This window comes from Gorillibacterium terrae (assembly GCF_051594785.1).
Classification (GTDB): Bacteria; Bacillota; Bacilli; order Paenibacillales; family NBRC-103111; genus Gorillibacterium.
On the sequence record NZ_JBPPGI010000007.1, the window covers coordinates 95,927 to 117,498 of the forward strand.

Annotated in this window: 22 protein-coding genes, 1 tRNA gene and 2 pseudogenes; 6 read left to right on the plus strand and 19 right to left on the minus strand. The window is 57.3% G+C overall.

The window, feature by feature from the left end; all coding sequences use genetic code 11:
- Positions 1-119: 119 nt before the first annotated feature.
- Both ACSEXS_RS20605 and ACSEXS_RS20610 read right to left on the minus strand, forming a co-directional pair.
- Positions 120-1,679, minus strand: coding sequence for a histidine kinase N-terminal 7TM domain-containing diguanylate cyclase (locus ACSEXS_RS20605; protein ID WP_438435138.1), 1,560 nt, complete (start codon positions 1,677-1,679; stop codon positions 120-122).
- Between the two features lie 103 nt (positions 1,680-1,782).
- Positions 1,783-1,989, minus strand: coding sequence for a hypothetical protein (locus ACSEXS_RS20610; RefSeq protein ID WP_438435139.1), 207 nt, complete (start codon positions 1,987-1,989; stop codon positions 1,783-1,785).
- A gap of 303 nt (positions 1,990-2,292) precedes the next feature.
- Here ACSEXS_RS20610 and tadA point away from each other — a divergent pair.
- The 3 genes and pseudogenes from tadA to ACSEXS_RS20625 all read left to right on the plus strand — a co-directional run.
- Positions 2,293-2,760, plus strand: a pseudogene (tadA, locus tag ACSEXS_RS20615) (tRNA adenosine(34) deaminase TadA); the annotation flags it as partial.
- Between the two features lie 140 nt (positions 2,761-2,900).
- Positions 2,901-3,845: an EamA family transporter gene (locus ACSEXS_RS20620; RefSeq protein WP_438435140.1), complete on the plus strand. Its 945-nt coding sequence runs from the start codon at positions 2,901-2,903 to the stop codon at positions 3,843-3,845.
- On the plus strand, positions 3,842-5,119 hold the full coding sequence (locus ACSEXS_RS20625) for an ArnT family glycosyltransferase (RefSeq protein ID WP_438435141.1): 1,278 nt from the start codon (positions 3,842-3,844) through the stop codon (positions 5,117-5,119). Before ACSEXS_RS20620 ends, ACSEXS_RS20625 begins: the two co-directional genes overlap by 4 nt.
- 47 nt (positions 5,120-5,166) lie before the next feature.
- Here ACSEXS_RS20625 and ACSEXS_RS20630 read toward each other — a convergent pair whose 3' ends face one another.
- Together ACSEXS_RS20630 and ACSEXS_RS20635 are read right to left on the minus strand one after the other, a co-directional pair.
- Positions 5,167-5,745, minus strand: a complete 579-nt coding sequence (locus ACSEXS_RS20630; RefSeq protein ID WP_438435142.1) for a hypothetical protein — start codon at positions 5,743-5,745, stop codon at positions 5,167-5,169.
- 228 nt (positions 5,746-5,973) lie between these two features.
- A complete protein-coding gene (locus ACSEXS_RS20635) occupies positions 5,974-6,117 on the minus strand; it encodes a hypothetical protein (RefSeq protein WP_438435143.1) in 144 nt (47 codons plus the stop codon).
- Between the two features lie 156 nt (positions 6,118-6,273).
- Here ACSEXS_RS20635 and ACSEXS_RS20640 point away from each other — a divergent pair, with 156 nt between their 5' ends.
- Positions 6,274-8,901 carry an EAL domain-containing protein gene (locus ACSEXS_RS20640; protein ID WP_438435144.1) on the plus strand — a complete coding sequence of 876 codons (2,628 nt, stop codon included), beginning with the start codon at positions 6,274-6,276 and terminating at the stop codon, positions 8,899-8,901.
- Positions 8,902-8,987: 86 nt separating this feature from the next.
- On the opposite strand, the gene ACSEXS_RS20645 is transcribed toward ACSEXS_RS20640, so the two are convergent.
- The 4 genes from ACSEXS_RS20645 to ACSEXS_RS20660 all read right to left on the minus strand — a co-directional run bounded on the left by ACSEXS_RS20645 (position 8,988) and on the right by ACSEXS_RS20660 (position 11,420).
- The gene (locus ACSEXS_RS20645) at positions 8,988-9,665 is read right to left on the minus strand and encodes an ABC-2 transporter permease (RefSeq protein WP_438435145.1); all 678 of its coding nucleotides are present in this window, start codon (positions 9,663-9,665) and stop codon (positions 8,988-8,990) included.
- Positions 9,662-10,552: an ABC transporter ATP-binding protein gene (locus ACSEXS_RS20650; protein WP_438435146.1), complete on the minus strand. Its 891-nt coding sequence runs from the start codon at positions 10,550-10,552 to the stop codon at positions 9,662-9,664. Before ACSEXS_RS20650 ends, ACSEXS_RS20645 begins: the two co-directional genes overlap by 4 nt.
- 62 nt (positions 10,553-10,614) lie before the next feature.
- A complete protein-coding gene (locus ACSEXS_RS20655) occupies positions 10,615-10,989 on the minus strand; it encodes a GntR family transcriptional regulator (RefSeq protein ID WP_438435147.1) in 375 nt (124 codons plus the stop codon).
- Positions 10,990-11,195: 206 nt separating this feature from the next.
- Positions 11,196-11,420, minus strand: coding sequence for a DUF2188 domain-containing protein (locus tag ACSEXS_RS20660; protein ID WP_438435148.1), 225 nt, complete (start codon positions 11,418-11,420; stop codon positions 11,196-11,198).
- Positions 11,421-11,949: 529 nt separating this feature from the next.
- Here ACSEXS_RS20660 and ACSEXS_RS20665 point away from each other — a divergent pair.
- Positions 11,950-12,026 (plus strand) — tRNA-Arg (locus ACSEXS_RS20665).
- Between the two features lie 92 nt (positions 12,027-12,118).
- On the opposite strand, the gene ACSEXS_RS20670 is transcribed toward ACSEXS_RS20665, so the two are convergent.
- From ACSEXS_RS20670 to ACSEXS_RS20710, 9 genes and pseudogenes are all read right to left on the minus strand, one after another.
- Positions 12,119-13,159, minus strand: coding sequence for a LacI family DNA-binding transcriptional regulator (locus ACSEXS_RS20670; protein WP_438435196.1), 1,041 nt, complete (start codon positions 13,157-13,159; stop codon positions 12,119-12,121).
- A 96-nt stretch (positions 13,160-13,255) separates the two neighbouring features.
- Positions 13,256-13,951, minus strand: coding sequence for an MgtC/SapB family protein (locus ACSEXS_RS20675; RefSeq protein WP_438435149.1), 696 nt, complete (start codon positions 13,949-13,951; stop codon positions 13,256-13,258).
- A 42-nt stretch (positions 13,952-13,993) separates the two neighbouring features.
- Positions 13,994-14,836, minus strand: a complete 843-nt coding sequence (locus ACSEXS_RS20680; RefSeq protein ID WP_438435150.1) for a sugar ABC transporter permease — start codon at positions 14,834-14,836, stop codon at positions 13,994-13,996.
- Positions 14,836-16,134 (minus strand): carbohydrate ABC transporter permease, encoded by a 1,299-nt coding sequence (locus ACSEXS_RS20685; RefSeq protein ID WP_438435151.1) that lies wholly within the window; start codon positions 16,132-16,134, stop codon positions 14,836-14,838. Before ACSEXS_RS20685 ends, ACSEXS_RS20680 begins: the two co-directional genes overlap by 1 nt.
- A gap of 64 nt (positions 16,135-16,198) precedes the next feature.
- Positions 16,199-17,494: an extracellular solute-binding protein gene (locus ACSEXS_RS20690; RefSeq protein ID WP_438435152.1), complete on the minus strand. Its 1,296-nt coding sequence runs from the start codon at positions 17,492-17,494 to the stop codon at positions 16,199-16,201.
- A 16-nt stretch (positions 17,495-17,510) separates the two neighbouring features.
- The gene (locus ACSEXS_RS20695; protein ID WP_438435153.1) at positions 17,511-18,146 is read right to left on the minus strand and encodes a histidine phosphatase family protein; all 636 of its coding nucleotides are present in this window, start codon (positions 18,144-18,146) and stop codon (positions 17,511-17,513) included.
- 52 nt (positions 18,147-18,198) lie between these two features.
- The gene (locus tag ACSEXS_RS20700) at positions 18,199-18,810 is read right to left on the minus strand and encodes a histidine phosphatase family protein (protein ID WP_438435154.1); all 612 of its coding nucleotides are present in this window, start codon (positions 18,808-18,810) and stop codon (positions 18,199-18,201) included.
- Between the two features lie 385 nt (positions 18,811-19,195).
- A complete protein-coding gene (locus ACSEXS_RS20705; RefSeq protein WP_438435155.1) occupies positions 19,196-19,645 on the minus strand; it encodes a hypothetical protein in 450 nt (149 codons plus the stop codon).
- Positions 19,646-19,752: 107 nt separating this feature from the next.
- A pseudogene (locus tag ACSEXS_RS20710) lies at positions 19,753-19,866 on the minus strand (acetyltransferase); the annotation flags it as partial.
- 216 nt (positions 19,867-20,082) lie between these two features.
- Between ACSEXS_RS20710 and ACSEXS_RS20715 the strand changes: the two are divergent.
- The gene (locus ACSEXS_RS20715; RefSeq protein WP_438435156.1) at positions 20,083-20,517 is read left to right on the plus strand and encodes a hypothetical protein; all 435 of its coding nucleotides are present in this window, start codon (positions 20,083-20,085) and stop codon (positions 20,515-20,517) included.
- 75 nt (positions 20,518-20,592) lie between these two features.
- Here the strand turns inward: ACSEXS_RS20715 and ACSEXS_RS20720 are convergent, their stop codons facing one another.
- Positions 20,593-20,745, minus strand: coding sequence for a YjcZ family sporulation protein (locus ACSEXS_RS20720; RefSeq protein WP_438435157.1), 153 nt, complete (start codon positions 20,743-20,745; stop codon positions 20,593-20,595).
- A 100-nt stretch (positions 20,746-20,845) separates the two neighbouring features.
- Positions 20,846-21,439 carry a rubrerythrin gene (rbr, locus tag ACSEXS_RS20725; RefSeq protein WP_438435158.1) on the minus strand — a complete coding sequence of 198 codons (594 nt, stop codon included), beginning with the start codon at positions 21,437-21,439 and terminating at the stop codon, positions 20,846-20,848.
- Between the last annotated feature and the right edge of the window lie 133 nt (positions 21,440-21,572).

Genomic DNA, 21,572 nt, shown 5'->3' on the forward strand with positions numbered 1-21,572 from the left:
GTACATCCTTTTTATTATACAGAAAAAGCCGCCAAAAGGATAGGAAGGCCCTCAAAAAGTCAACGCTACACGCAAGGACCGTTCGCCCATTCGCGGTTGGCGCCGGATTTCGCCATACGTCAGGACACGAGCGGATAAACCGCATTGCGTCCATTCGCTTTGGCCTGATACAGCGCTTCGTCCGCCCGGTGCAGGAGCCCCGTGAGGGTGCTCCCCTCCTCGGTGCCGTCGGCCAAGCCGAGGCTCGCGGTGAGCGCGATCCGCTCGCCGCCGTGCGTCAGCGGGCTTGCCGCAAGCTCGGCGCGGATCGCTTCGGCTACCCGCCGCGCGGCGGCAAGCTCCATGCCGGGCAGCGCGGCGACGAACTCCTCCCCGCCGTACCGGGCAAACGGATTGCTTTCGCCAAGCAGCCGCTCGCAGATTCCGACCACATGCACCAGCGCGCGGTCGCCGGCAAAATGTCCGTAGCGGTCGTTCACCTGCTTGAAGTAGTCAATGTCCAGCAGCAGGATGCAGAACGGCTCGCCCCGCGAAGCGCAGTCCCGGAACAGCTCGTCCGCTTGCGTTAGGAAATACGCCCGGCTGTAGGTCTGCGTCAGTCCGTCATGGGTCGCCAGGTATCGCAGGCGCTCCTCGCTCACGGCCGCTTCGGTCACATCGAGCAGGCTGAGCATCCGGCCGACGGTTCGCCCGGCCCGGTTGAGGACCGGCGAGGCGTAAACCTCATAATAGAACGAAGCGCCCTCCCGCTCCAGCCGAATCCGCTGGCCCGCTTCCAGATCGGAGGGATTCAGCCGGGCGAGCAGGCTGCCGGGCGGCTCGAAGGCCTGAAGCCGGTCCAGGCGGTAGCCGAGATGCTCCGGCCTGAGCGCGGAGACGATCCGGGCGGCGGCCCGGTTGTAATCGGCCAGCCGGTCGAAGGGGTCGAAGACGACGACGCCGTCGCGCATGCTGTCGAAGATGTGTTCGCGGGCAATGGGCGCGATATCGAGCATCCCGGTGGTTCGGATCGCCCAGATGTAGCAAGCGGAGGTGATCGCGAGCACGAACGGCACCGGATCGATCCCATAGGGCGTAAGCCCGATCAGGTAGAGAAAAGCCGCGAGGATGGGCAGCAGATGTCCCGCCAGCATCGCGGTCACCTGCTTGCGGTAAGCCGGCGTCCGCTTCCACTGCCGCATGAGAATGAGCGCGGCCAGCATCAGGCAGCCGAAGGTGTAGCTGCCCTGGACGATATACCAATCGCCCATGACGACGTCGGTGGTAGGGAAGGGAGAGTCCGCCCGCCAGTAAATGGAGCGGTAGAAGAGGTGATGCCACTCGTTCGTGGCAATGAGGACGAGGGTGATGGAAGGTAGGAGGAACAAGGCCAGCTTGATTTTGGCGCGCAGCCACTTCTCCATGGCGCTGTAGTGCATCACGAGAAGCACACAGAAGGGCGGGCAGAGGGCGATCCCCATATACTCCACTACGGCCCACAGCTTGATTTCCGCGAGCGTGGTGCTGGCGAGCTCCATGGCGAATCCGAATATGTAGAGGGTAGCGGTTACCGAGACGCCGATAAAAGCCCATTTGCCGGTAAAAGGGGTCTTCATGGAGGCGACGTACAGCCCCATCAGCAGGCTGAGGACACCCGAGATCGACACGAACGTGATGAGTGAGGCAGTGATGGAGTTCATGGGCCCCGGTTTCCCTCCGAATCCGTGAAAAATGTCGGAATTTCCCTGAAACTCCCTCATTATAGCACGGCGTTAAGCGGCGGGGCCAGAAAGTCCGCCGCTCCTAGCTGGTCCGGCGGCGAACCGGCATGACGGCGAGCACATTCTCGTTCTTGAACAGACGGGGAGCGCGCCGTTTCCAGCAGTAGGCGGTGAGGCCGTCCGGATCGGCGCTCAGCACGCTGATTCGCCGCTGGGTAAGCTTGTTCTCGCGGTCCAAATAGATAATATCCACCATATGCCCCACATATCGATCAAAGGTACCCGTCATTCGGAAGCCTCCTCGCATCCGTCTTAATCCGTTTCATTCGGAACGTTTGTTCCTATAGTATACTCCCTTTTTCGGAAGATATGCAAACTTACGTTCGCCTATTTTATTGGGAAAAGGTCCGCTTTTTTCCCGGTTTTCTCCTTCGGTCTCGCGCGCACAGGCCCGTTTGCCAATCCCCGCCAAGCCAAGTAAAATAAGTGGAGTTGTCCACCGAACCACCCGGTTATCCACAGAATTATCCACAACATGTTAACAACAGAATGGATGTTCGATGAGTAACATCCGGAAGAAACGGAGAATCGTATGCCTGAGAGCCAAATCGTTCATGACTATTGGATGCGGGAAGCGCTTGCCGAGGCGGCCAAAGCCAAGGTGCTCGGCGAGGTGCCGATCGGCGCAGTCGTCGTTCGCGCCGGCGAGGTGATCGGCCGCGGCCACAACCTGAGGGAAACCGCCGCCGATCCGACCGCCCACGCCGAGATGATCGCCATCCGCGAAGCGAGCGCGGCCCTGAACGCCTGGCGGCTGCTCGACTGCACGCTGTATGTCACCCTGGAACCCTGCCCGATGTGCGCTGGAGCCATTGTCCAAGGGCGGGTGCCGACCGTCGTCTTCGGCGCCTCCGATCCCAAGGCAGGCTGTGCGGGAACGCTCATGAACCTGCTGCAGGAGCCCCGCTTCAACCATCGCGTCGAGGTGATCCCCTCCGTGCTGGAAGCGGAGTGCGCCCGGGAGCTGACCGAATTCTTCCGCGGCCTGCGCCGAAGCAAGGGGACCGGCGGCCCTTCCCCATCGGAAGCTTTGCCGCCGGAGCCTACCGCCGCCGCGACCGAGAGTCCGGAAGGGAACGAAGGCGATTCCGCCCTCGCCCGGCCGGAACGACCCGATGACCGTCAAAAGGAGCGTAACCCGTGAAATCGATATCGAAATGGTTGATCTTGGCCGGAGCCTGCAGCTACGGCGTGCTGTCCACCTTCGTGGTCTTTGCGTACGACCGCGGCTTCACCGTCGACGAGGTGGTCGGCGGCCAAAACTTTGCCGGCTTTCTCCTGATGGCAGCGGCCTATCTGGTCTCGCGGCTCTTGGCCGGACGGACCCGTTCCGGCAAGCGCCCGGGAATCTTCGCCGGGCTGTCCCGGGGAACGCCGCTTGCCGCGCAGGACGGCCTGAAGCTTGCCGGAGTCGGGGCGCTCATGGCGTCGACGGGGATTTTCTATTACGGCGCGCTTCAGAGCCTGCCCGCTTCGTTCGCCATCGTCCTGCTGTTTCAGTTTTCCTGGATCGGCGTGCTCGTCGATGCGCTCCTCTCCCGCAAGCTGCCGTCCGCCTTGGAAGGGCTGGCGATTCTCGTGCTGTTCGCCGGCACCCTGCTCGCCGGCGGCGTCCTGCCGGGCGGCTTCGGCGGAGCGGACCTCGCCGGCGTCCTGCTCGGGCTCGCCTCTGCGGTCACCTACGCCCTGTTCATTCTCTTCAGCAGCCGGATAGCGCCGCAAGGGGCGCCGCTCGGCCGCAGCCTGATCATGAGCGCGGGCTCGCTCCTCGTCAGCTTCATCGTCTACCCGCCCTCGTTCCTCGCGAACGGCGCGCTCGGCCAAGGGCTGCTGCTATGGGCGCTGCTGCTCGCCCTATTCGGCGCGGTGATTCCGACGCTCTTCTTCGCGATCGGCGCTCCCGGAACCGGCGGCAGCCTCGCCTCGATTCTCAGTGCCGCCGAGCTGCCGACGGCCGTGCTCATGTCCGCCCTCGTGCTCGGCGAGACCGTGACCTGGCTGAAGTGGGTCGGCGTGCTCGTCATCCTCGCCGGCATCGCCCTGCCGGAATGGAGCAAGCTGAGTCGCCGGAGGCGAGGGGCATGACGCCCGTTCTCCGGCCAATTCGGGACGCCGGTCGCAAGGCAAGCCGCTTCCTGCGCCTTCTGCCGCCGCGAAAGGCCTGCCTGCTGCTGCTCGGCTTCACGCTGCTGCTGAAGATCCTCTTGGTGCTGGCGGCCGGAACGCAGTACGATTACCGCTCCGACGACCGGGAATACCTGCGCTCCGCCCGCATTCTGCTGGAGCAGGGGACGCTGACCTACAACGATCCGAGCCAACCGACCGCCTTCATCACGCCGGCCTACCCGGCCTTTCTCGCGCTGGTGATGAAGCTGGTCGGCAGCACCGGCCCGGCGGCCGCTCAAACCGTCCGGGTGATCCAGGCGGTGCTGATCACGGCGGCGCTGTGGCTCCTGTTCCGCATCGGCAGCCGCCTGTTCGGCGAGCGGACCGCCTTCATCGCGGTGCTGCTCGCCAGCCTCTATCCGCCGCTCTGGCTGATTTCGAACTTCCTGTTCACCGAGTCGCTGTTCATCGCGGTCCTGTTCCTGCTCATCGCCGCCGCTCTGCGCGCCGAAGCCAAGCCAACCTACGCGAACGCGCTCCTCTTCGGTCTCGCATGGGCCGCCGCGGTCTATGTCCGCCCGACGGTCGCCCTCTGGCCCGGCCTGTTCTTCCTGCTGCTGATCGTCCGCAAGCGGATTCCCTTCGCCCGGCTGTTGCGCTGCGGCCTCGCCGCGGCCCTCGTCTTCGTTCTCTGCCTCACTCCGTGGTGGGTACGCAACGAGCGGGTATCGGGCGGCGAGTTCATCCCGCTCACCAAGTCCTCGGGCAATCCGCTCCTCTTGGGCACTTACCCGTGGACGGTTCCGGCGCTGTTCCTGGACGAACAGAAGACCTGGCATACGACCGACAACCTCTGGGTGAACGACGAGCTCGACACCCGGCACGCCGTAGAGCGGCTGAAGGACGGCTTCGCCCACCGGTTCTGGGTGTATGCCAGCTGGTATACCGTCGGCAAATTCCTGCTGTTCTGGGGAGACGTCTTCTACTGGATGCCGCTGCCGGGCATTCCGCTCGCCGCCGCCATTGCCGCCCATTACCTGCTCCTCGCCGCCGGGTTCGTCGGCCTGTACCGGGCTCGCCGCAGCCGCGACGCCGTCACCCTGATCAGCCTGCTCGGCTACTTCACCCTGCTGCACATGGTCTATCTGCCCCATTCGCGCTACGCGCTGCCGCTCATGCCGATCGTCATCCTGTTTGCCGCCTCCGCTTACACCGGATGGAATAGACGCATGCCAAAAAGGCAGATCCTGTGACCGGCAGGACCTGCCTTTAGACGGGAGAGCTTCTTTCCTGGTCTCCTTTATCTACCTGGATCAGCAGCAGAAGATTGCTCGACGAACAATTCAAGCGCTCCCGTGAAATAATAAAGATCTTTCGAGAACTGATTCCGAATGAGCTCCTTCGCATGTTCATCATCTGTCATCACAACCACTTTATTGGCCGCGGTATCTATTCCCCAGGAGACGTTCACCCTCTTCCCATTTTGCTCCGGATAATGACGTTCGTCTGAATTTACACCGAATAAACGATTTATCTCCAGCACCGTGTTTTCCAACTGGTATTGGGAGTTCTTTACCCGCCTTACGGTGAACCGGCTGTCCACGGTCGAGGCCAGCACATCTACCTGTTCCTTGGTCCCTGCCAGCAACAAGACAGGTTGAGCTTCGTCAAAGTAAATACCGCCAAAGGAATCGGGATGATTGGCCTCCATCTCCTTCTTTGCCTTATCCATAAGGTAAAGCATGGCATTTTGCTTCGCGGAGATCTCCATAAACTCGTCTTCCGTCATGATTTTCTCCCCGCTCGCCGAGCTGGACGAAAGCGAGAGAACGAGCATCGCTGCCAATGTGAGCAGAGCGGTCAACCGGGTTATCTTCAACGTATTCCCTCCCTGGCGTAGAATCCCTTGCCATCCCCGCTGGAATGGCCGAGAACGGCTGTCTACTATAGAGATATACACTTCTTCTTAAGGGCGGGTTGCATACCATTTCTACTTTTTTTTGGATTAGAGTCTGCTAAAAAAAGGCCGTTTCCCGGCTGATCCGAGCATCTGCTCGATCAAGCCGGAAACGGCCTTTTGGTAAGATCGGTCTGAGGGGTTATTCCTTTATAAAGGAAAGCCTTCTTCCATGACCGCGAGAGCTTCATCGACGAGCTCGACAAAGGCCCGCTCGGGGTGGCGGGCGACTTCCATCTGCGAGGCGACGATGACGCCTACCCAGAGGTGAAGGTCCTCACCCTCACATCGCATCGAAGCGACCCGGCCATACCGCTGGATCGTTCCTGTCAATTGATATCGGAATTATTTTGGCAAATCGTAAAATCGGGTTTCTTTGCCAGCGGCGGACAGGGAAAAGGGGAACCGTGTCGAATAGGTAGGGAACGGACGAAATAAAGCGGGTGTGCTATGGGTAAAGAATTGGTCATCAACGGGGCGCTTTTGATCGCCTTTCTCTTCTTCTTCTATCAATTGACGGATCGGATCGGCGATGCCTTGTCCCGAGCCAAGGCGCAGGTGCTGCACGGACTGGGCTGCGGACTGCTCGGCATTCTGCTCATGCTGTTTACGGTAAAAGCGGCCGAGCACGTAATCGTCGATTTCCGCGCGGTTCCGGTGATGCTGGCCGCCGCCTTCGGGGGCCCGTTCGCCTCGGTGCTGGCCGCCCTTGTCATCGGCGCCGTCCGGGTGCTGCTGTACGGCGTTAACTTTGCCTCCGAGATTGCGGTGGCCAACCTTTGTCTGATCGCCATGGGCGCCATTCTCATCAAGCGCCTGCGGCGCCCTCCCTTCCAGGAATGGATCTGGATGAACGCCAGTACGGTGGCCTTTTCCGCCGTCTGTCTGATGCTGGTCATTCCCGGAACGCTCCCGGCGTTAAAAACGACAGCCCTCTACTGCCTCATTCTCATCCCGGTTAGCTCGCTCAGCTACCTGTTCGCCAGCGAACAGCTCCGCTCCCACGACAATGCCCGGGAGCTCAAGCGCAAGACCACCGAGCTGACGCAAATCTTCGACCATGTCGGCTCCGCCATCTGGTCCTGGAACCAGAAGACCGGCGAAATCTCCGTTTCCCGGGAAATCGAGAAGCTGTGCGGCTACGACCACGCCGCCTTCCTCAAAGACCCGCTGTTCTGGCGGACCATCCTGCATCCGGACGATAATCTGACGTACGAAGCCGTCTGGGAGAGAATTGCGGCGGGAGAGAACGTGACCCGGGAGTGCCGGCTGATCCAGCCGGACGGGCGGGAAATTTGGGTGCAGGAATCGTTTCGGCCGCTGCTGGACAAGGACGGGAGCCTGGAAAAGGTGATCGGGTCCGTCGTCGATGTCACGGCCCTGAAGGAACAGGAGCAGCAGCTCCGGGAGAGCCGCAACCGCCTCTCGATCACGCTGGACAGCATCGGAGACGGCGTGATTACCACCGACGCCGTCGGCGACGTGCAATACCTCAATCCGGTCGCCGCCCAGCTCACCGGCTGGAGCTCGGAGGAAGCGCTCGGCCGGAAGATCGAGACGGTCATGCCGATCTACCACGAGCAGACGCGGGAGCCGGTGCTGAGCCCGATCTATCGGGCCATCTCCGAGCGGCGTCCGGTGGACATGCCCGCCGAGACCTGTCTGGTCCGCCGGGACGGCAGCGAGCTGCCCATCGACGACAGCGCCTCGCCGATCTATGACGAGCAGGGCCGGGTCTCCGGCGTCGTGCTCGTCTTCCGCGACATTCAGGAGAGACGGCTCCAGGAGGAGCGCATCCGCCACTACGCCTTCCACGACGCGCTCACTGGCTTACCCAACCGCCGGTTTTTCCGCGACAAGCTGGCGGCCTGCATCGAATCCCAGCCGGCGCACTCGTCGCTTGCGCTGCTGTTCATCGACCTCGATCATTTCAAGCTCATCAATGACTCGCTCGGCCACGAGATGGGCGACCAGCTCTTGATCGAGGTGGCCCGCCGCCTGAAGGAATGCGCGAGGGAGCAGGATACCGTCTCGCGCCTGGCCGGCGACGAATTCACGGTGATCCTGCGGAACGTTACCCTGAAGGAAGCCGGCGAGCACGCCCTCTACATCAAGCAGTCGCTCAGCCGCAAGTACCGGCTGGGCGAACGGGAATGCTTTACCAGCCCCAGCATCGGCATCAGCCTCTACCCGCAGGACGGACAAGACGTCGACACCCTCATCAAGTGCGCCGACACGGCGATGTATCACGTCAAGACGCACGAGAAGAACCACTTCCGCTTCTTCTCCGCCGATATGACCGAGAAGGTGCTGCGCAAGGTCGAGATCGACAAGGGGCTGCGCAGCGCCCTGGAGACCGACAGCCTGCGGCTTGAATACCAGCCGAAGGTCGACCTGGAAACCGGCAAGCTCACCGGGTTCGAAGCGCTCTTGCGCTGGGATCATCCGGAATGGGGCCCGATCTCGCCGGATGAATTTATTCCCGTCGCCGAGGAGAGCGGGCTCATCATTCCGCTCGGCGAATGGGTGCTGCGCACCGGCTGCCGCCAATTCCGCAAATGGCTCAGCACCGGCAACCCGGGAGAGCGGCTCGCCGTCAACCTGTCGGTCAAGCAGCTTCAAGACCCCGGCTTGCCGGCGCTGGTGGAGCGGGTGCTGGAGGAAGAGCAGCTCTCCGCCGATCAATTGGAGCTGGAGATCACAGAGACGATCATGAAGCAGGGCGAGCACACCGTGCACATCCTGGAGCATCTCAAGGCCATGGGCATCTACATCTCGATCGACGACTTCGGCACCGGCTATTCCTCGCTGAGCTACCTCAACCGGCTGCCGATCGATGCACTGAAGATCGACAAGTCATTCATCCGCAACATCTATACCGACCATGCGGATTCGGAGATCGTTACCACCATCATCACGCTCGCGAAAAGCCTGAACCTGAAGGTCATCGCCGAGGGCGTGGAAACGGCCGAGCAGCTCGATTTTCTGAGGTCGAACAACTGCCACGAGGGTCAGGGCTATCTGATCGGCCGCCCCTCGCGTCCCGAAGCGATCGAGGAAGCCCTTCTCTGCCGTTGAAGCCAACAGAACCCGCCCCCGAAGACGTTGCCTCGGGAGGCGGGTTCTTATGCTTAGTGCAGCGCAGGAGCGTACGGCGAGCCGCCTCAGAACAGCTCGCGGCGCTCGAAGAGACGGATTGAAGCGGCTAAAGACAACAGGTAGATGACGACCGCAATCGCGAACAGCAGCACCGCCCAGAGGGACGGGGATAACCGCGACGCCTTCTCCAGCAAGTCGGTCAGCCAGGCGGGCGGATCGTCGCCCTTGGAGCCGAACGCGGAGAAGAGGAAGCCTCCGCCTGCACCGATGGCGAAGAGCCCGATGAGGAAGAGCCTCTGAAACGTCTGCGCCTTGATCATTCCCAGCTTGAAGGCCATCGGCAGATAAAGCGAGACCAGCAGGCTGAAGCCGAAGAGCGTTGCGCACAGGCTGAGCAGGGCGAGCTCGGTCCCTCCTTCGTTCAGCCCAAACAAGCTTCCGATTCCCCAGAAGATTACGAGCAGGCCGAGGAAGACGATCGCAATGCTGACATATTTGGCCTGGACGATCTTCCGCCGAGGGAGCGGAAAGGCGAGCAGCAACCGAAGCGAATGATTCCGTTCGTCCTCGTACAGGGTGCGATTGGCAAAGCTGTAGCCGACCACGAATACCGGGAAGATCGTCGTCGCCCAATTGGCGTCTCCCATCGATGCGTACATGAAGAAGATCATGAGGCCGATGGCAAAGAACAGCACGAGCGATCGCTTCTGCACGGCAAAATCCTTGGCGATCAACGCGATCATGACGCCACCCCTTCCCGGGTTAGCCGGAGCAGCAGCTCGTCGATGGTCAACCGCTCCGTCTTGAAGTCGGCTCCCGGAAAAGCCGCCGAGAACGTCCGCCGGAAACGGACCGGGTCCTGGACGATGCCGCTGTACCCGAAGTCGGTGGCCTTGACGCCGGTCAGCAAGGCGTCCACTTCCCGGCTGCGGAAACGGTTGTCCGCCTTCACGATCGTCCAACCATCTAAGAGCTCGTGCTTGCCACTTGAAAGGAGGACCCGCCCATTATCGAGCAGGGTGATGTAGTCGGCGATCTTCTCCATATCCGACGAGATATGCGAAGAGAAGAACACCGTGCAGCGCTCATCCTGGATCAGCTCCAGGAAAACCTGAAGCAGCTCGTTGCGGATAACCGGGTCGAGCCCGGAAGTGGGTTCATCCAGGATCAGCAGCTCCGGCTCGTGGGACAGGGCGAGCGCGAGCGACAGCTTCACCTTCATCCCGCGGGACAGCTCCTTGACCTTCTTGCCAGGGTCGACCTGGAACCGGTCCAGCCAACCGGCAAACCGTTTCGCGTCGAACCGCGAGTAGAACCGGCTGACGAATTTGCCTGTCCAAGCCGCCGTCATGTCCTCATAGAAGTACGATTCCTCGCTGACATACCCGATCCGGTCGCGAACGCCGATCCGGTTGGCCGCTTGATCTTTGCCAAACAGCCGAATCGTGCCGCTGTCCCCCTTGATCAGATCGAGAATGCATTTGATCGTCGTCGTCTTGCCCGCCCCGTTGCGGCCAACAAAGCCCATGATATACCCGCGCGGAATACGGAAGCTGACATCCTTCAGCTCGAACCGCTCGTACCGCTTGTTCAGCCCCTCCACTTCCAGGGCGAATTCGCTCTCCTGCATGCTTTACTCCTCCTTCTGACTTGTTCCAAGTTCCAACTCCGCCGCCTAACCGGACCGCGCCGCTACAACTCCTTGAGCAGCAGATCCAGAGTATGCCGGATCTCGCCGTCTTCCATGCCGAGCTCCCTTCCCTTGGCGATGGCTTCCTCAAGCGAATCCTGCATCGCCTTCAGCTTCGCCTCGCGGACGAAAGCGGCGCCGGCCTGCGCCACCACCGAGCCTTTGCCCGGCCGGGTGACGATGAAGCCTTCCGCCTCCAGATCGTCGTAGGCTTTTTTCACCGTGATGACGCTGATCTCCAGCTCCTTGGCCAGCGCGCGGATGGAGGGCAGCGCTTCTTCGGGAAGCAGCTTGCCGGTGACGATCTGCTCGGTGATCTGCTTCTTGATCTGCTCATAGAGCGGCAAAGGATCGCTATTCGACAATATGATGTACAAGCCCTCACCTCGTATGCCAAGTTCAACTGTTAATATTATTATATACACAGTTTAATCTTTTTATGTACAGTGTCAAGCCCTTCGGCCAAAATAAAAAAAACCGCCTCCGAAAGAGACGGTATCTCTGCAGTCAATGCAACCCGTCGGCATCTGCGACGGCCTGGATGGATTCGATTCGGACGCTTAGGAGAGCAATCGCCTTGCCTTTAGCCTCGGGGAGGGAATGGATCGTGGCCGAAGCTGTTCTTCTCGCGGATTCTTCCGTCCCTGCCGTGAATCAGCACCTCCGAGTGCTCCTTTCGGGCAATCTTGTTTGCCCGCTTGATCGCCTCCGCCTGAGTGTCCGTCCGCGCCGTCGCCCGGCCGTTGCCCTCGCCGATCACCTGCCAGCCTCCCTCGGGATGGGGAGCGACATGCTGATGCTTGCCCATAGGTTCCTTCCTCCTCGCCGCCCCATTCGGGGGTTTTCTTACTTCTTACCCGGGGGAGGAAAGTCCAAACGGCGATTCGGCGCTGCGCCGCAGTCGGGCCATGGCCCGGCCCTAAGTCCGGTTGACCGCTTACGCTCCGCTACCCGAGCCTCCGGAAATCGTCCTTCTCGAATTTTTTTCGATCCCGCCTCTCGTCTATATGCGCCACCACCGAAATCAAGCCCATCGTTCCCACTACCACGACCGTCGTCCAAAACAAAGCGGCACCCAACATAGCGCTATCGCTGCTCCTCAGATCGGCTCTTCCCGTCAACATCAACTTCCGAGGTGTCTTAGGCCTTTATTCCCAGGAAGGAAATCCCTGTATTCCTACTCATTCGACGTATTGGTTATAATGTCCTTCTGTTCATAAATTCGGAAGCCAAACTCCCTCCGCTTCTTCGGCGAAGGGTTCCTTTTCGGTAGCAGCCTCAAGCCGGTCCGCCAGTTGCGCCACGAGCGGCCCGGGTGGTATAATGTTAGTTGCTGCGTTCCCGTAGCTCAGCAGGATAGAGCGACAGTTTCCTAAACTGCAGGTCGGAGGTTCGAATCCTCTCGGGAACGCCATTTTTATGTCCGCTCTCTAACCTCAAATAGTCCCTGTCGACGGTCAACCGTCGACAGGGACTTCTTTAATTAGAGATAGTTCCGCCCATTTCTTACGGCGCCCCGGTTAGCTGCCCTTTCTGGGTGGATTGCCGTTCCAGGATCGTGGAGGGCAGCAGAATGCTCTTATTGACCACGGACCCGGGCGGGGGGTCAATGAGATCCATCAGCATTTTAAACGCTTCACTCCCTAGAAGGTGGGGGTTCGGGTCTACACAGCTGACAGATGGGGAAACCTTGTCCAGGAAGGGAGCATTATTAAAGCAAAGAATGCCTACTTCTTCCGGAACCCGCAGTCCGTTGGTTTGACAATACTTCAAGGCGCTTAAGGAAGTGATGCTGTCCATCGTCATGATCGAGTCGAACGACACGCCTCTTTCCCGAAGTTCATCAAGAGTCCGGTTTAAGTCCGACTCGTCATCGCTGCAAGGAACAATATGCGTGTGGGACAACTCAAGGCCCGCCTCCTTAACCGCCCGCTTGTACCCGTGAACCCGGTCGTAAATCACATCCTGCTTCAGGTTGGGAACCAGCAGCAGCATCTTTCGATAGCCCTTATCCAGAAGATAACGGGTCGCCATATAGCTATCCCGAATGTTGTCGTTATGAATGGAGAACATGTTGTGGGACATATTGCTGCCAATCAATACATAAGGAATCCGGTACTTTTGCATGTTTTGAAGCAGTTCATCCTTATCCTGCGAGAGAACGCTGGTGAAGATAAACCCGTCCACCTGTTTTTTCTTGAACAGCTTGATGCACGAGGCCATTTGCTCCTCAAAGGTATGAAAGATCGCGAACTGAAGATTGTAGTTCTGCAATTTGGCCGCGTCGGAAATTCCGTACAGCACATCGCTGAAAAACGAATTCCCGAGGATTTCCCTCGGGTTTCTCGCAATCGTAAAGCAAATGGTGTTTGTTTTTTTTAAGGACAGGGATTGGGCATGCGCGTTGGGCACGTAATTCATTTGTTCCATGGCCGTGGCAACCTTCTGCCTTACCTCATCCGAAGTATTCCCTTTATTCGTCATGACTCGGGATACCGTAGCTGGGGAAACGCCAGCCATCTTGGCAATATCTCTTATGGTAGCGATTCGAAGTCACCTCATTTTGACGGACAATTACTCAGGCGTCGTCTCATCTGACACTTTCTATATTTTACTATGACGCCAAGAAATGGGCCAGCCATTTTATCCACCAAACTCGATAGAGGTTACGTCCGGAATTTCTTTAAGGCTTTGCGCAAAAGCAATCCATGACATGGTTTTGGACGCGGTGTATTGAAGCGAGATTTCTTGCAGAGGCGCCCCTTCCATGTCCTTTTCCTGAATGCTCAACTCGCTGATCCGGGCTTCATTCAACGTTAAAACCTCGTATACTTTGTTGGAGTGAGCCGAGCCCGCTTTCAGGGTGATCGTGATGGCCCGGGAGGTGGTCGGGGTGAAATACCGGTGCTCGATCTTGTTAAGGATGCGCAAAGAGATGAATACCATCCCGCACGTGAGGATGGCCGGGTAGATAAACCCGGCCCCTACGGCCAATCCGATTGCTGCCATCACCCAAAGCGTCGCCGCCGTGGTCAGTCCCTTCACGAACATGCCCTTTTGCATGATGGTTCCGGCTCCCAGGAAGCCAATTCCGCTGATCACTTGAGCGGCTAGCCTGGCGGGATCGAGCCGAACGCTGGTCTCGTCGACAAACTGGCTGAATCCGTACATGGACAACAGCATGATCAAGGTCGAGCCCATGCACACCAATATGTTGGTTCGGAGGCCGGCCGCGTGCCGATTCATCTCCCGCTCAAACCCGATGATCCCCCCGAGGATAAGGGACAGAGCCAGCCTTAGCGTCATGTCCAGCGTTCCAATATGCCAAGGATCCGCCATTACCCCTCACCCACTGTCTATTATGAATTCATCTAAACCCCATTAGCTCTTGGTTGCGCCGGAGGTCAGTCCGGAAATCAGATAGCGTTGGAAGAACAAGAACACGGCAGCGATCGGGACGGCGATCAGAATGGAGCCTGCGGCGAAACGGGTAAAGTTGCTGCCGAACTCCTGGTTGACCAGGTTGAAAAGCCCCAGTGCGAGCGTATAGTTTTCCGGGCTGCGAATGACGATTCGCGGCAGCAGGAAGTCCATGAACGGCGCCATGAAGTTAAACAAGGCAACCACGGCCACAATCGGTACGGCGAGCGGCAGGATGATCTGGAAAAAGATCCGGAAGTGGCCCGCGCCATCGATTTTTGCCGATTCGTCCAAGTCCCGGGGGATGGTATCGAAATACCCTTTGACCAGAAAGGCATGGGTCGGGATCGAGGTCCCGATGTAGACCAAGGTCAACCCCACCAGAGAATCCAGGAGGCCCAACAGGCTCAGCAAGATATAGATGGCCACCATGCCCATCAAGACCGGGAAGATCTTGATCGTCATGAGCACGAAGAGGCCGTTTTTCTTGCCGACAAAGTTATACCGCGAAAATGCGTAAGCCAGGAACAGCGTAACCGTCAGCGACAGGACCGTCTTGACGCTGGCGACAATAAGCGTATTCTTGTACCACAGCAAGTAGTTGCTGTCCGGGTTGGTGAACAGCCAGCGATAATGCTCCAACGACGCATGCTTGGGGATGATCGTGGCGCTGTACATGCTTGTTCCCGGATTCAGCGAGATTCCAAACACCCAGACGAGAGGGTAGATGATGATCAGGAAGGCGACCAGAAGAATAAGATAGATGCCGGTAACTTCCAGTTTGGACTTTAGTTTGGCACTCATTATAACTTGCCTCCCTCCTTAAAGGATCGGGTTCTTCTGAACTGGAAGAAGGCCACTGTCGCGACAATAATGCCGAGCATAATCGAAATGACCGCAGCCATATTGTAATTGAGCGTATCAAACGTCAGCTTGTACACCCAGGAGATGACAATATCGGACGACCCTGCCGTTTGGCCCCGTACCGGCGGCCCGCCTTGGTTGAACAGATAAATCAGATTGAAATTGTTGAAATTGCCGGTGTACTGCATAATGAGCAGCGGCGCCGTCGCAAACAGCACATGGGGCAGCGTGATATTGCGGAACTTCTGCCACTTGCTGGCTCCGTCAACCTCGGCCGCTTCGTACCAGTCCCCGGAGACGCTTTGAAGAACCCCGGTAAACAGTGCGAAGACGAAGGCGGTTCCCAGCCACACCTCGATAAAGATAATCGCAACTTTCGTCCAGAACGGATCGCTCATCCAGGGGATGGACAACCCAAACACGGACAAGATTTGATTGTTGATCGCGCCGAACTGATCGTTGAACATAGCGGCGAACGTCAAGATCGAAACAAACCCGGGCACCGCCCACGGAAGAATCAATACCGTGCGGATCAGCTTTTTGAACCGGATGCGCTTGTCGTTCACGATGATAGCCAGGAACAAGGCCGTGCCGATCTGCAGGGTGGTGGCCACGATCGTCCACACGACCGTCCAGGATAAGACGGAGAAGAAGGTTTTGCGCCAAATCGGTACGGAGAAAATACTGATGAAGTTCTTAATTCCTACCCAACTGAGCAAAAACCGCGGCGGTGCATTGTAAATGTTGTAGTTGGTAAAGGCCAAGGCAATCATGAAGAAAAGCGGCAGCATCAGTACGAAAACAACCATCAGAAAACCGGGAGCTACCAACAGGTAGGGAAACCCTTTATCCCAGGATTGTTTGAATCCCTCGCGCAGGGTTGATCTTCTCCAGCCCCGGCGAATGCGTTCCGCTTCTTTCTTGGCGTCCCTCAAGTTAAAGACATAAACCCCTAGTCCAAACACGGTCAGGATGATCGAAACGATCCCCTGAATGAGCAAGACCCGGGAATCGTCAACGCCCTGCAGCGTGCCCAGGGTAACAATTCCCCAATATCCGATATTCAGAAAATTTCCGAACACCAAAAGAAAGGAAGCCATAATGACAAAGAGCAGGATGCCTTTCATGTATCGCCGGTTATAGACCTGTCCCAGTCCGGGAACGACAGATAACAGCATGGCCAGGCGCGGGTTATGCCGGTTGTAAGGGGGGAGACTCTGCCCTTTCGGATCATCCATATCGAACTACCTCCTGACGATAGCGAGAGGGAAATCCGCAGTGGATCTCCCCCCCATTCATCTGCTATTTCTTCGAAGAATTATTTACTTTGATTTGCTCTTTGATCTGATCCACGGCCTCATTCAATACTTCTTGGGCATTGTTCCCCTGCGAGAGGAACACGAAGGCATTGTGCATCGGCTCCCAGGTCTGCGAGATCTCCGGAATATGCGGCGTAGGCGTGGCAAACTTGGCTTGCTCGGCAATCGGTCCGAAGAACGGATCCTTGGCAACCAGGTCGCTTTCCAGCATGCCGGTGGTCGCCGGAATTTCGCCCAAGGCTTCGAAATGGTGTTGAAGCGATTCCTGGCTGGTCATAAACCGCGCCAGTTCCTCGGCCCATACTTTATTCTTGGAGAACGGCGACAGGACCCATCCCTTGATGCCCAGGAAGGAAGGCGGACGTTGTCCGTTGGCCAGCTTGGGAATGGGGGCGACGGCCAGCTTATCGCCGAGGGCCTGCTTATAGTTCACCATGGAGGAAGGCACGGATACGACCGCTCCAACCTTGCCTTCTTTGAAGAGACCGTCCATGACGTCACCGGTGATCGACTTGGGCAGGTAGCCCTTTTGGAACCAGGATTGGATCAACTCCGCTCCCTTAACGGAACCGGCATTGTTCAAGCCGACATCGTCTACATCGAAGCCATTCTCATTGGTCTTGAAAATGTATCCGCCGTTGCCCTGCAAGAACATATTGGTGTAATAGAAGTTTGCTCCGTCAATCAGGAAGCCGTATTTCTTCTGGGCTTCATTATTGTACGTAGAGGAGAACGTCTCGAGCTCTTCCCAGGTTTCCGGGGCCTTCGGCAGCAGCTCTTTGTTGTAGTAAAGGACAGCCGTTTCGACGACCATCGGCAGGCAGTAAATGTTATTGTCGAGCGTAACCGCCTTGATCGTATCTTCCGAGTACGATTTCAGCTGCTCTTCACTCAGCTTAAAAGGTTCAGCCAACCCTTGAAGGACGTTCTTCCCCATCGAGTTGTGGGTAGCCCACCAGAGATCGGGTCCGCGGCCTGCAGGTCCGTCGAGCGAAAAGGATTTGGATTGTTCCCGGGCATTGAACGGAATGACTTCCACCTTGATGCCGGTTTTCTCGGTGAATTTCTCGGTCATATACCGAATCGACTGAACTTCCTTCTCCGATTCGTTCGCCCAAATGGACAGCTTCTCCGGCTTCGGCGCTTCGGCGCCTTGCGTGGCTGTCGGGACAGCGCTCGAGGAGTCTCCGCTTGGAGCAGCGTCACGCTTTGGACCGCATGCGGCAAGACTCAGAACCATAGCGCAAGACAATAGGAGCAAACTCGGCTTTTTCAACATAGAAATCCCCCTCCAGTTATTCCGTAACGTACGCACCCAGATGCTCGGTATGTACCTTCGCGGACTGACATACTCCGTTCTCATCCAATTCAAATTCGACGATTCCCGCGTTATAGACCGGTATCGTATCCCCGGGGTTGGCAATTTGTTTCAAATCGGCAGTGGATTGGCCATGTCCGACGACCACGATATGGTCATCCGTCCCCAGATAGGGAACAAGCTCGGCATCAAAAAACCGCTGCACGCGCGCCCGCACCATCGCATGATTTTCCGGCCATACCGGCCACCACTGCTTCTCGAGGTCCTGGGTAGCGATAAAATCGGCCTGGGGGAAGCTGCTTGTCACGTGGGCGCATCCTTCCCAGTCGTAGTCCCGGTAATCCTTCCATTCTTCATTGAAAATTTCCGACATCTCGGGAATAAGAACGATCCGCTGCTGCTTAGACTCCGCCAAGGGCAGTGCGGTCATAATGGTCCGCCGCAGCGGGCTGCAATAGATTTTCTTGATCGGGATCTCTTTAAAGAAAGCTGGGATTTGCTCCACCTGCCACTGCCCCGTTTCGGACAGCGAACAGTTCGGACCTCCTCCTTGACCGATATTCATGGTGGATTGACCATGCCGAATGACGTATAAATGCAACTGACTGTTCATCTCCTTTGTTCATGCTAACGCTTTCATTTTCGTTACTTAGCGGCCCCGCCGATTAGGTTCGAAGAGAAGGTTCCAGGTGCCCGTTGTTGTTGAGCTCTCTGACACCGGTCGTTCCCGTTCCGAAGGAAAAATGGCTGATGCCCGTATTCCATTGCAGGAACTCCATGTGGGTGGAACCCGAAATCTCAAGAATTTCCCGGATCAGATAAGCATTGAACATTCCGTGGGCGAACACAGCAACCGCTTCTTCCTCAAGCTGGCGAATTCGGCTTACAACCGCCTTAGCCCGATCCATGGCATGCTGGGGATTCTCTCCTCCCGGATAGATCCACCCGCCCTCTTCCATGTCTTCCGGAAAAACGGCTTGGGGTATCAATCGGCGCAGCTCTTCCCGTGACGGTCCCCCAAAGGAGCACCCTTCCCGGTATTCGTACAACTCTTTCCACACTTCAATGGGGAGGGAAAGCGCATTCGAAAGCGGAAGCGCCGTTTGCATAGCCCGGATTAACGGACTTGCGATGATTCGTGCGACGGGTTGGTTCTGCAGATAGGCCGCCAGCTGTTCGGCTTGGGTTAATCCTAAGTCCGTAAGGGGCGAGTCGGGCATATCCTGACTCATCGTATTGCCTAGGGATTGACCGTGGCGAACAAGAAATAACTCCATACGACCTCCATTGATTCAAAGATCCATGTAACAAATCATGATTTTTTCTGAAACCGGTTTCCAGTTCATTTAATCATTTAATTGTGAGTTTGTAAACAAATATTTTTTGTTTTCTAATTTCATTTTTCATGAAAACTGAAGGAAAATGTTATGAAACGAATCAATTTGTTTCAGAATAAATGCTAAATTGCTTCATATACTTGACCTTGGTGGTTCATTGCCCGAGCAGTCATGCAGTCCTCTGCCGCTAAAGTAAAGCGTTCGTTGAGTGAAATGCGGCGGCTGCCTTAGAGCAGCTCGCGACAAGCCGTATCCCATGCACACCAATTCGATTAGCCCACCGGCATAGAGCCGGTGGGCTTTGCTGAAAAATCTGGAGTACCGCTTAAATAGCCCCGGCCTGTGCGATACCGCTGAAGGCGACCGGTCCCGTAATGGTGACAGCGGGCTCTCCGCCGGTATGGGCTGCAAACATCGTGTAACGGAGCTGACCGGAGGCCGGGATCGCCGGGTGGAAGTCTGCCGCATGGAACGTGAGTAAGTTATCTCCGGTGGAGAGGCCCGGACTCGCCGTATAGATGACCGTCCCCGTACCAGGCGTTGCCGTTCCCCCTCTTTCCACCGTAATCGTAACCGTGTCAGCGGCCGTTCCCGATACGCCCAAGGTTCCCCACAACTCGATGCGGACGTCCGCTTCATTGGGCGTCCCAATGACGAGGGCCACTTGCAGTCCGATGTCGCCAACCAAGAGAGCCGGGCTTACGGGCAGGATCCCCGTGCCGGTGTTCGTGTTGCTGAGCTCCGACGTCCGGGAATCCAAAAACTGAATGGTCATGAACAACTCTCCTCTACCAGATTCCTTCGAAGGTAGTTCATTATATGAAAACCATTCACGCTGACTTGTGCCAATGACTTCGGATAAGGAACCATATTTGCCGACGCTCAGCCATTGTCGATCATTTTGATCACCTTGGCCGGATTGCCGCCCACGACCGCATGGGCGGGGACGTCCTTGATCACCACTGCCCCCGAAGCGATAACCTCATTCCCGCCGATCATCTTTTCTTTTTCCGTTTTGGTTGGCATCCGGACAATCTCCTTCATGAAGTCGGGTTGGATTCCATTATAAGCTCCAACCGGCCGAGCGCCAAAAATCAGGATGCGCAGAACAATATATTTCCTATATAATTCTATATATTTACAATATAATCCATATATCGTATAGTAGAAGGGTAGCGTATGTTAGCGCTAACAAACCTTGGAGGTGCTAAGATGAAAAGGAAACAAGGAATCGCTCTGTTCATGGCCGTAATCTTGACGCTGTGCCTCGCTTCATCCGCATTTGCCGCCTCGCAGACGTTTACCATTCCGTATCTGGATTACTTCGTACAGCACGGCATGAGCAAAGGCGATACCTCCACTTTCGTCTATACCAATACCACCGGCGCGAATCAAACCGTCGTCTTCCGCATCACCAACGTGAATTACAATGACAACAGTACCACGGACGTGGTCGGCAAGCTGAGCGGCTCGTACTTGTTGAGATATGCCAACGGCACGACGTATAACCTGGGAACGATCGGCGGATCGGTTATGTCGGGCGGGCTGACCAACTACCTGGCCCCGGGAGCCTCCTTCGTCGTCAACCTCAAACCGGCAGACGGAGTGAACCAAGTGGCCTTTAAGATCAAGTTTGATGCCCATTGATTCGCCGATCGCGGACAAGCGGACAAAAAAATCCCCGCAAGGGCCGAAGCCCTGCGGGGATGCGCCTGGGGAGGATTAACAGAAAGCGCGCAGAATGATCACCAGAAGGATGAACAGCACCAGAACAAAGCTGAATGCGCTGCCGCCTCCATAAGGTGCAACTACGCCGCAACCGCAGCCACCGCCGTATCCGCCATACCCTGCTCCATAGCCGGGGAAGTAACCCATGTTTCCGCACTCCCTTCATTGAAGATACTGTAGGATATGTGGAAGCCATGGTTTGGTCTGGTCATTTGCAGCGGTTCATTCGCCCAAAAGTTTGCTGCGCTTACAGCGCTTCGGCAAACAGCTCGAAGACTTTTTTCGGCTTCAGGCAGGTCGGGCATTTCTCCGGCGGGTTCTTGCCCTCGTGGATATGGCCGCATTCGGTGCAGATCCAGACCACCTTCTCCTCTTTCTTGAAGACCGAATCCGTTTCCACCTGTCCCGCCAGCTTCAGGTAGCGGGCCTCGTGGCGCTTCTCGATATTCATGATCAGCCTGAAGGCGCCGGCAACTTCCGGGAAGCCCTCTTCCCTCGCAATCCGTTCGAATTCCGGATACAGCTCGGTCCATTCCTCGTTCTCGCCGCTCGCTGCCGCTCTCAGGTTCTCGGCGGTTGTGCCCTTGGCAAACGGGAAGGAGGCGGCGATCTCCAGACTGGCCGGAAGCTCTCCGCCGTAGCCGGCGACGAGCAGGTTGTAGAAGCGCTTGGCATGCTCCCTCTCATTGTGGGAGGTGGCTTTAAAGATTGCGGCGATCGGCGTCAGACCTTCTTCCTCCGCCACCTCCGCGAAGATCGTGTAGCGCATGCTCGCCTGCGACTCCCCCGCAAACGCTTTCAGCAGGTTTTCCGCGGTGCGGGTTCCGATAAGGCTTTTCATCTTCCATTCCTCCCAGGTATGTAACGTTCGAATCAGGACTTGTTCGATTTTTCACAACTTAAGAATAAGTATAAATATCGAAACCCGACAGGACAAGTTATCATTCTATGGATATTGATAGCTCCTCTCAGCG